The sequence below is a fragment of the Streptomyces sp. URMC 126 genome (genome assembly GCF_051386555.1).
In the GTDB taxonomy this organism is placed as follows: Bacteria; Actinomycetota; Actinomycetes; order Streptomycetales; family Streptomycetaceae; genus Streptomyces.
On the sequence record NZ_JBPQTX010000300.1, the window covers coordinates 1 to 8,381 of the forward strand.

Sequence of the window (8,381 nt, forward strand, 5' to 3'; positions counted from 1 at the left end):
ACCGCCCTCCGACACGCCCGACACGCCCGGCCCGCCGCCACGGCCCCGGGAACCCTCCGAGCCCCGACGTTCAGCCCCTTCCCGGCGTGTCCCTCCCCCGCCCGGACCAGCTCCGTCACCGAATGGAGCAATACGGCTACCCTCCGGATGCCGCCATGAGGGTGCGGGGTGAACCTCGGAGCAAGGAGGTACACCCAATGAAGTCAATTCGTACCGCTCTCTGCGGCACTCTGACGGCGGTCGCCGTCTGTGCGGCACCTGCCGCCGCCTACGCCCTCGAAGCCCCGTCCGCCTCGGCCGGCCAGGTCGTCAAGCACGGCGACCACGACCGCGACCACGGTGACCGTGACCACGGCAAGGACGACGACCACGGCCGCGACCACGACGGCCGGGACGACGACCACGACCGGGACAAGGGGCGTGACCACGACGACGGCTGGAACGAGGACCGCGGTCGCGACGGACACGACGATCACGGCAAGGACGACGACCACGGCCGCAAGCACGACGGCCGGGACGACGACCACGGCCGTGACCACGACCACGGGCGGGACGACGACCACGGTCGCGACCACGACCACGGGCGCGATCACGACCACGGCCGGGACCACGACCACGGTCGCAAGCACCACGACGGCCGCAACGACCACCACGGCCGTCCGCACGGCCCGTCGCACGCGGGTGGCGGCGCCACCGCGCCGGTGGCCGCAGCGGAGTCGTCGTCCGTCGACACCCCCGTGCTCATCCTCGCGGGTGCCACGGCCGGTATCGCCGGTGGTCTGATCTGGTCCCGTCGCCGGGCCGCCCACACGGTCAAGCGGTGACAGGAAGCGGACCGGAATCATGTCGGACATGCGCACAGGTGGTTTCGGCCGCCTGCTGACAGGGGCGGCCTGGGTGGCACTGCTGCTGGCCCTCTGGCTATGGGGCCATGACATCGCCGAGGAGCCGATATCCACGGCTCCGGTCACCGGTGACGTCAAGCCCGCCGGCCGCCCTCCCGCGCATGGCCCGCTCCCGGCGCACTCACCGCTGCCGGTAGCGGCCCCGCAGACCCTGGCCATCAAGGCCATGGGTCTGCGGGCCCCCATCGAGGGCCACGGCCTCGACCCCCAGGGCGGGGTCGAGGCCCCCTCGTACGACCGGCCCAACACCGTCGCCTGGTACAAGGACGGTCCGGCGCCCGGCGCCGTCGGGGCCGCGGTGCTCGTCGGGCACGTCGACACCAAGACCTCACGGGGCGTCTTCTACGAACTCAGCACCGCCAAGCCGGGCTTGAAGGTGAACGTCCTCCGCAAGGACGGCACCACCGCCGAGTTCACCGTCGAGGACGTCACCGTCGTCCCCCGGGCCCACTTCGACGCCGACAAGGCGTACGGCCCCAAGGACCCCAAGCGCGCCGAGCTGCGCCTCGTGACCTGCGGCGGCGAGTACGACCGCGAACGGCACGAGTACACCGCCAACGTGGTGGTGTCCGCCTACCTCACCGGGACGAGCGGCGCCCCGGCCGCCCCCGCCCCGCCGGAGAAGCCGGCCGAACCCGCGGAGCCCCCGGAGCCCGGCGACGAGGACGGCGGCCCGGACGAGCCCTGACGTTCCGGCGCCGCGCGTCGGCGCGCGCCGCGAACGGCGCGTGTCTCAGGACGCGCGCCGCCGCGCCCGCAGCGCGAACAGGTGCGGCACCCGGGGCTCCCGGTCCGGCAGCCGCCACCAGCCGCTCGCGTCCCGGACCATGCCGGGCAGCCGCGGCCAGGGCAACAGCTCGGTCTCGCGCAGCACTTCGAGCTCAAGCCCGGCCCCGAGGACGGCCTGGACCGTCTCCCCGAGTCCGTGGCGCCACTCGTAGCCGGTCACGGCCTCCGCCGGGAGCGGCGGGCCGTCCGTGTACGTGCGGGGGTTGTCGCCGCGGATCGGGCCCCGGCCCTCCAGGTAGTCGTGGCGCAGCAGCAACTCCTCCTCGCCCGGCGCCGGGACCGCTCCCAGGGCGTTGAGCAGCGGATGGAACTCGACCAGGTAGAGGACGCCGCCCGGCCGGAGCAGCCGGGCGACGACGTCCGCCCAGGCCGCCAGGTCGGGGAGGTAGCAGAGCGCCCCCTTCCCGGTGTAGACGACGTCGAACCGCCGCCCGCCGAGCGCCTCGACGGCCCGGTGGACGTCGGCCCGGACGTACTCGACGTCCCGCCCGCTGTCGGCCGCGAGCCGGCGGGCGTGTTCCACGGCGGCCGAGGAGAAGTCCAGGCCGACGGTGCGCGCGCCGCGGTCGGCGAAGGCGTGGGTCTCGGTGCCGAGGTGGCACTGGAGGTGGAGGACGTCACGGCCGGCCAGGTCGCCCAGGTCCGTCCATTCGAACGGGGCGAACCAGTCCTCGGCGGTCCGGGAGCCGTCCAGTCCGTAGAAGTCGCTCGCGACGTGGACGGGGGTGCGGGCATCCCAGTTCCGCTCGTTGGCGCGCAGCATCTCCTCGGTGGTGGGCGGCCGTTCACCGGTCGGGGTCGTGCGGTCGTCTGCCGTCATGGGATCTTCCTACCACCGCCGGACGCGGCGATCACCCCCGGCCCGTCCTCTGGCGATCAGCGGCGGGCCGGGGGCAGGCTGGGGCCCCTGCTTGAACGGACTTTCGAGGAGGGCACCCGTGACCCCGACCCGATCGCATGCGGCCGCCCCCGGGCGCGTCGCCCTCGCCCCGGCGGCGGCCCGGCTGCTCCGGCGGCTCCACGCGAAGCACGGGCCGCTGATGTTCCACCAGTCCGGCGGCTGCTGTGACGGCAGTTCGCCGATGTGCTATCCCCGCGGCGAGTTCCGCACCGGCGGCAGTGACGTGCTCCTCGCCGAACTGGCCGTCGACGGGGTGGACGAGCCGGTCGGCTTCTGGATGGCGGCGGACCAGTTCGAGCGCTGGCGGCACACCCATCTCACCGTGGACGTGGTGCCGGGGCGCGGCAGCGGCTTCTCGCTGGAGGCCCCGGAGGGCGTCCGCTTCCTGATCCGCTCACGGCTCCTGACCGACGCCGAGGCACGGCTGCTCGGCCCGGACGGCACCGGTGGCGGGGAGCCGCGCCCCCGGCGGGGGTGAGCCGGCCGGGTCAGGACGCGGCGTCCGCCAGGGAGAGGGTGTGCAGCCGCTCGGGCGGGCCCGGCCGGGCGTAGTACCAGCCCTGGGCCGTCTCGCAGCCCAGTATCCGCAAGTGGTCCGCCTGGGTGCCGGTCTCGACGCCCTCGACCGTCACCGAGAGGTCCAGGGTGTGGGCGAGCGAGACGATGCCTTCGACGATCTTCACGTCGACGGGGTCGGCGGGCGCGCGCTGCATGCCGCGGGTGAAGGAGCGGTCGAGCTTGAGCGTGCTGACCGGCAGCCGGCGCAGGTAGGAGAGGTTGGAGTAGCCGGTGCCGAAGTCGTCGAGGGCGATGTCGACGCCGAGGTCGGCGAGTTGGCGCAGCGGCCGGAGCTGTTCCTCGTCGGCGCCGATGAGGGCGTTCTCGGTGACCTCCAGGCAGAGCGCCGACGGGTCGAGGCCGGCGTTGTCGAGGACGGCGATGGTCTCGGCGACGAGGGAGGGGTAGCGCAGTTGCGAGGGCGAGAGGTTGACGTTGACCCGGAGCGGCACCCGGCAGCGGCCGTCGCTGCGCCAGGCGCGGGCCTGCCGGGCAGCCTCCTCCAGGACCCAGCGGCCGAGCGGGACGATCAGGCCGGTGCTCTCGGCGAGCGGGATGAACTGGTCGGGGCCGAGCACCCCGTGCACCGGGTGCAGCCAGCGGACCAGGGCCTCGGCGCCGCGCACGGTGCCGTCGGCGAGCCGGACCAGCGGCTGGTACTCGATGAAGAACTCGCCGTTCTCCAGGGCGCCGGGCAGGCAGTTGGTGAGGTCGTGCCGGGCGATGGCGCGGGCGTCGGAGTCGGCGTCAGCGATCTCGTAGCGGTTGCCGCCGGCGGCCTTGGCCCGGTACATGGTGATGTCGGCGCTGCGCAGCACCTCGGCGGCGTCGGCCTCGCCGGGGCGGCCGTCGACGATGCCGATGCTGGCGCGGACGGAGAGGTGGCGGCCGTCCAGGTGGACGGGGTCGGCGAGGGCGGTGAGCATCCGGCGGGCGAGGGCCCTGACGCCGCGCTGGGCGGTGGGGCCGGTGGTGAGGGCCACGAACTCGTCGCCGCCGAGCCGGGCCACCAGCTCGTCCGGGCCGGTGGCGCAGGCGCGCAGCCGTTCGGCGACGGCGACGAGGAGCTGGTCGCCGACGGCGTGGCCGAGGCTGTCGTTGACGGCCTTGAAGCCGTCGAGGTCGAGGTAGCAGAGGCCGAAGTGGCCGTCGGCGCCGAGCGGGCCGTGGGGGTCCAGGGTGCGGTCGAGGCGCTCGAAGAAGAGGGTGCGGTTGGGCAGGCCGGTGAGGTCGTCGTGGGTGGCCTGGTGGCGCAGCCGCTCGTGCAGCTCGCGGCGCTCGGTGATGTCCTCCATCAGCGCCAGCTGGTACTGGGGGCGGCCGGCGGCGTCGCGGAGCAGGGAGACCGTCAGATCGGTCCAGAGCACGCTGCCGTCGCCGCGGTAGTACGGCTTCTCGACGCGGTAGTGGTCGCGGTCGCCGCGGACCAGCTCGGCGTAGAGGCCCCAGACGTCGGGCGAGTCGTCGGGGTGGACGAGCTCGCCGACGTTCCGGCCGGCCACGGGGCGGTCGAGGCTGCCGAACATCCGGCAGAGCGCCTCGTTGACGTCGGTGATGTGCCCGTCGACGTCGGCGATGCCGACCCCGATGGCCGCGCCCTCGAAGACCGCGCGGAACCGCTCCTCGCTGGTGTGCAGCGCCTGCTCGGTCTCGGCGCGGGCGGCGAGCGCGGCGCGGGAGATGGCCTCCTGCTCGGCGAGGGCGCGTTCGCGGAGCTCGGCGGCGAAGCCGGCGGCGAGGGCGTGCTGGAGCCGGGTGCAGCGGGCGCGGCACTCGTCGGCGGGGACGGCGTCGTCCGGCGGGCAGTAGAGCAGCAGGTAGGCGTCGACGGCGCCGAGGATCAGCGGGAGGGTGCCGGGGTCGGTGCAGTGGCCGCGGACCAGGGCGGCGCCGACCTCGGTGCCGGGGGCCGGGTCGAAGGCGCGGGCGTGCAGCGCGTCGCGCAGCCGGGCGGCCAGCGGGACCAGGAAGTGCTCGAACTCGGCGCGGGTCAGCGGGGTGGCCGCGGCCGGGTGGACCGCCCGGCTCCACAGCGCGGCGAACCGCCGCAGCCGCTCGTCCTGTACCGCGCTGTCGTCGGTGGCGTACGGCAGGGGGTACGGGAACGGCTCGGCGGTGCCGTGCAGGGTGCGGCCGTTCGTCGTGCCGGTCACGGCTTGCGCCCTACGCCGGCCACTCCGGCGAACCCCGCCGTGAAGACGGGGTCGGCGTGGGGGTCCGGGACCGCGGCGGCGGTGCCCCGGGTCTCCGGGTCGCCCTCGGGGTCCTCCCGGGGGTCCGGGCGCCAGGTGGGCATGGGCACCAGACCGGGGTCGACCAGCGAGAAGCCGTCGAAGAACCGGGCCACCTGGGGGCGCGACCGGGTGCACAGCGGTGAGCCGATGGCGCGGTAGACCCTCTCCACCTTCCGGCCCTCCTCGGGTTTCATCGGTCCGCCCTCGGTCGCGGCGTGGGTCAGGATCAGCAGGCTGCCCGGGGCGAGCCCGTCGCGCAGCCGGGCCACCGCCGCCCAGGGGTCGTCCCCGTCCGGGACGAAGTGGAGCACGGCGACGAGGAGCAGGGCGACGGGCCGTTCCAGGTCGAGGAGGCGGGTGACCTCCGGGTCGCGCAGGATGGCCTCGGGCGTCCGCAGGTCGGCCGCGACGACCCCGGCCCGGTCGTTGCCCTTCAGCACGCTGCGGCTGTGCGCGACGGCGACCGGGTCGTGGTCGACGTAGACCACCCGGGCGTCGGGGTGCGCGGCCTGGGCGGTCTCGTGGACGCTGCCGAAGGTGGGGATGCCGGAGCCGATGTCCAGGAACTGGGTGACGCCCCGCTCGACCGCGTGCCGTACGGCCCGCCGCATGAACGCGCGGTTCGCCTGCATGATCTTCGGCATGTCCGGAAACGCCTCGATGGCGCGCCGCCCGGCCTCCCGGTCGACCTCGAAGTTGTGCGAGCCGCCCAGGTAGTAGTCGTAGATGCGGGACACGCTCGGCACGGACAGGTCGATGCCCGAAGGGGCCCGGCAGGGACGCTCCATCACTCTGTCTCTCCAGCTCATCGCAGGGGTGTTGAGGGGTCTGAGCAGAGGCTACTGATCGTTCGTTCGAATGGTAGAAGCAAGCGGAAATGCTCGGTCCGGATCCGCCCGCCGCTCCCCCTTCGACTCCAGCAGGTCTGCGGTCTGTCGCGGTTCAAAACCACTCGTTCGCGTGAGATGCGTCTCTGTCTGCCGTCATGGGTGCCCTCACCTCCGCGGCGGCCCGTGCCGCCGGTGGCGCATACCCCCTCCGTCTCCCGGCCCGTACGGATCGGGACCAGCTCTCGCATTATTGATCACATCATTGCCGACTACAGCAAATGATCATGGACTACCGCTCCCCGCGCAAGGGGCGCGTCCCGGTTCACGAGGGCGCGCGGACGTGCGACAGGGACCGCCCCGGGCGTCGGCCGCCGGGGGTGCGGCCCCTGTCGTACGTCTGGTGCGAACGGGAGGTTTGCCCGGCCGGAAGCCGGTGCGCGGATACCGGCGCGGGGCGTGCGCGCCGCGGCGCCCGCCGGACGGCGGCGCGCTACGGACGCGGCTCCGTCACGGACGCAGCGCGCCCGGCTCCGCCAGCGGCGCGGCCTGTGCGACGGCGTTCTTCGGGTGGTGCGGGTCGAGGAACCACCGGCGGGCCGAGACCAGCCACCAGACCCCGGCGAAGCCGAGCACCGCGGCCACCGCGACGGGCGCGTAGTTGAACGTCTCCAGGGTCACCGGGCGCACCTGCGGCAGCATGAACAGCACGGTGATCAGCGACACCCACCCGACGGCCACCACACCGATCGGACGCGACCAGCGGCCCAGGTGCCAGGGGCCCCGCTCGAAGCGGTCGCCGAGGCGCAGCCGCAGGAAGGTGGGGATGACGTAGGCGATGTACAGACCGATGGTCGCGATGCTGGTCACCGCCGCGTAGGCGGTCTCGTTGATCAGGTACGGCAGACCGAGGACGAACGCTCCCCCGGCCGCGAGCCACACGGCGTTGGTGGGCGTGCGGGTCGACGGGTTGATCCGGTGCCAGACGCGGGAGAAGGGCAGCGCCCCGTCGCGCGAGAAGGCGTAGATCATCCGGGAGTTGGCGGTCACGGAGGCCATCCCGCAGAACAGCTGGGCGGCGATGATGACCAGCAGCAGCGCCTTGCCGCCGCTCGCGCCGAGCGCGTCCATCAGGATCTGGGCCGGCGGCACCCCGGTCGTCGAATCCAGCGAGCCCTGGTAGCTCTGGATGGCGAAGGTCATGCCGACCAGCAGCACGAAGCCGGCGATCCAGGACAGCCAGATGGAGCGGACGATGCCGCGCGGGCCCGCCGTGGAGGCGTCGTTGGTCTCCTCGGTCATATGGGCGGACGCGTCGTAGCCGGTGAAGGTGTACTGCGCCATCAGCAGCGACAGCAGCCCGACGTAGAAGCCCGAGTTCCAGCCGGTGCCGTTGACGAACTCGCCGAAGACGGCCGAGGCCGACTGGTGGTGGTCCGGGACGAACGCCAGGGCGCCGACGATGACGAGCACGCCGATCACGTGCCACCACACACTGACGCTGTTGAGCACGGCGACGATGCGCACGCCGAAGGTGTTCAGGGCGGCGTGCAGCAGCAGGATGATCCCGAAGAGGGTGATGGTGTGGCCGGGCGTCGCCGCGAAGTCGAACTGGAGGTCGAGATAGGCGTTGAGGAAGGAGGCCGCGCCGAAGTCGACGCCCGCGGTCACCGCGATCTGGCCGAGGACGTTGAACCAGCCGGTGAACCAGGCCCAAGCGGCCCGGCTGCGCTCCGGGGCCATCCGGTGGGCCCAGAAGTACAGACCGGCGCTGGTCGGGTACGAGGAGCACACCTCCGCCATGGCCAGGCCGACGACCAGGGTCATCAGGCCGACCCCGACCCAGCCCCAGGTGATCATGGCGGGGCCGCCGGTCGTCATCCCGTAGCCGTACATGGTCATACAGCCCGACAGCACGGAGATGATGGTGAACGAGACGGCGAAGTTGGCGAACCCGCTCATGCTGCGGGCGAGGGTCTGACGGTAGCCGAGCTGGGCGAGGCGCTCTTCGTCGGAAACACCGGAAGCGCCGGAGGCGCCGGGGACGCCTGAGACGCCGGGGACTTCGAGTGGCACGGAAACCTCTTCCTCGGTTCGTTGGGCCGGAGGGGAGCGGTGGGGGAAACCGTGGTGCGGTACGGCGGTGCCGGGGTGTCGGGGGTATGGC

Annotated in this window: 7 protein-coding genes; 3 read left to right on the forward strand and 4 right to left on the reverse strand. The window is 73.2% G+C overall.

Going from position 1 to position 8,381, the window contains the following annotated elements; all coding sequences use genetic code 11:
• Positions 1–197 precede the first annotated feature (197 nt).
• Complete coding sequence (locus tag ACSNOK_RS27065; protein WP_436783400.1) at positions 198–824, forward strand: hypothetical protein; 627 nt, start codon at positions 198–200, stop codon at positions 822–824.
• Between the two features lie 28 nt (positions 825–852).
• Positions 853–1,593 (forward strand): class F sortase, encoded by a 741-nt coding sequence (locus ACSNOK_RS27070; protein WP_436783401.1) that lies wholly within the window; start codon positions 853–855, stop codon positions 1,591–1,593.
• A 45-nt stretch (positions 1,594–1,638) separates the two neighbouring features.
• Here ACSNOK_RS27070 and ACSNOK_RS27075 read toward each other — a convergent pair whose 3' ends face one another.
• Positions 1,639–2,514, reverse strand: coding sequence for a class I SAM-dependent methyltransferase (locus tag ACSNOK_RS27075; protein WP_436783402.1), 876 nt, complete (start codon positions 2,512–2,514; stop codon positions 1,639–1,641).
• A 118-nt stretch (positions 2,515–2,632) separates the two neighbouring features.
• Here ACSNOK_RS27075 and ACSNOK_RS27080 point away from each other — a divergent pair, with 118 nt between their 5' ends.
• Positions 2,633–3,073 (forward strand): DUF779 domain-containing protein, encoded by a 441-nt coding sequence (locus ACSNOK_RS27080; protein ID WP_436783403.1) that lies wholly within the window; start codon positions 2,633–2,635, stop codon positions 3,071–3,073.
• 10 nt (positions 3,074–3,083) lie between these two features.
• Here the strand turns inward: ACSNOK_RS27080 and ACSNOK_RS27085 are convergent, their stop codons facing one another.
• The 3 genes from ACSNOK_RS27085 to ACSNOK_RS27095 form a co-directional block, all read right to left on the reverse strand.
• Entirely contained in the window at positions 3,084–5,246 is a 2,163-nt protein-coding gene (locus tag ACSNOK_RS27085) for a putative bifunctional diguanylate cyclase/phosphodiesterase (protein ID WP_436783405.1), read from the reverse strand.
• Positions 5,247–5,302: 56 nt separating this feature from the next.
• The gene (locus tag ACSNOK_RS27090; RefSeq protein ID WP_436783406.1) at positions 5,303–6,175 is read right to left on the reverse strand and encodes an SAM-dependent methyltransferase; all 873 of its coding nucleotides are present in this window, start codon (positions 6,173–6,175) and stop codon (positions 5,303–5,305) included.
• Between the two features lie 549 nt (positions 6,176–6,724).
• A complete protein-coding gene (locus ACSNOK_RS27095) occupies positions 6,725–8,290 on the reverse strand; it encodes an amino acid permease (protein ID WP_436783404.1) in 1,566 nt (521 codons plus the stop codon).
• Between the last annotated feature and the right edge of the window lie 91 nt (positions 8,291–8,381).

What these genes read in the sequence shown, in the direction of transcription:
- ACSNOK_RS27065 (WP_436783400.1), top strand. Translation starts at nt 198, where the DNA reads ATGAAGTCAATTCGTACCGCTCTCTGCGGCACTCTGACGGCGGTCGCC.
- ACSNOK_RS27070 (WP_436783401.1), top strand. Translation starts at nt 853, where the DNA reads ATGCGCACAGGTGGTTTCGGCCGCCTGCTGACAGGGGCGGCCTGGGTG.
- ACSNOK_RS27075 (WP_436783402.1), bottom strand. Translation starts at nt 2,514, where the DNA reads ATGACGGCAGACGACCGCACGACCCCGACCGGTGAACGGCCGCCCACC.
- ACSNOK_RS27090 (WP_436783406.1), bottom strand. Translation starts at nt 6,175, where the DNA reads ATGGAGCGTCCCTGCCGGGCCCCTTCGGGCATCGACCTGTCCGTGCCG.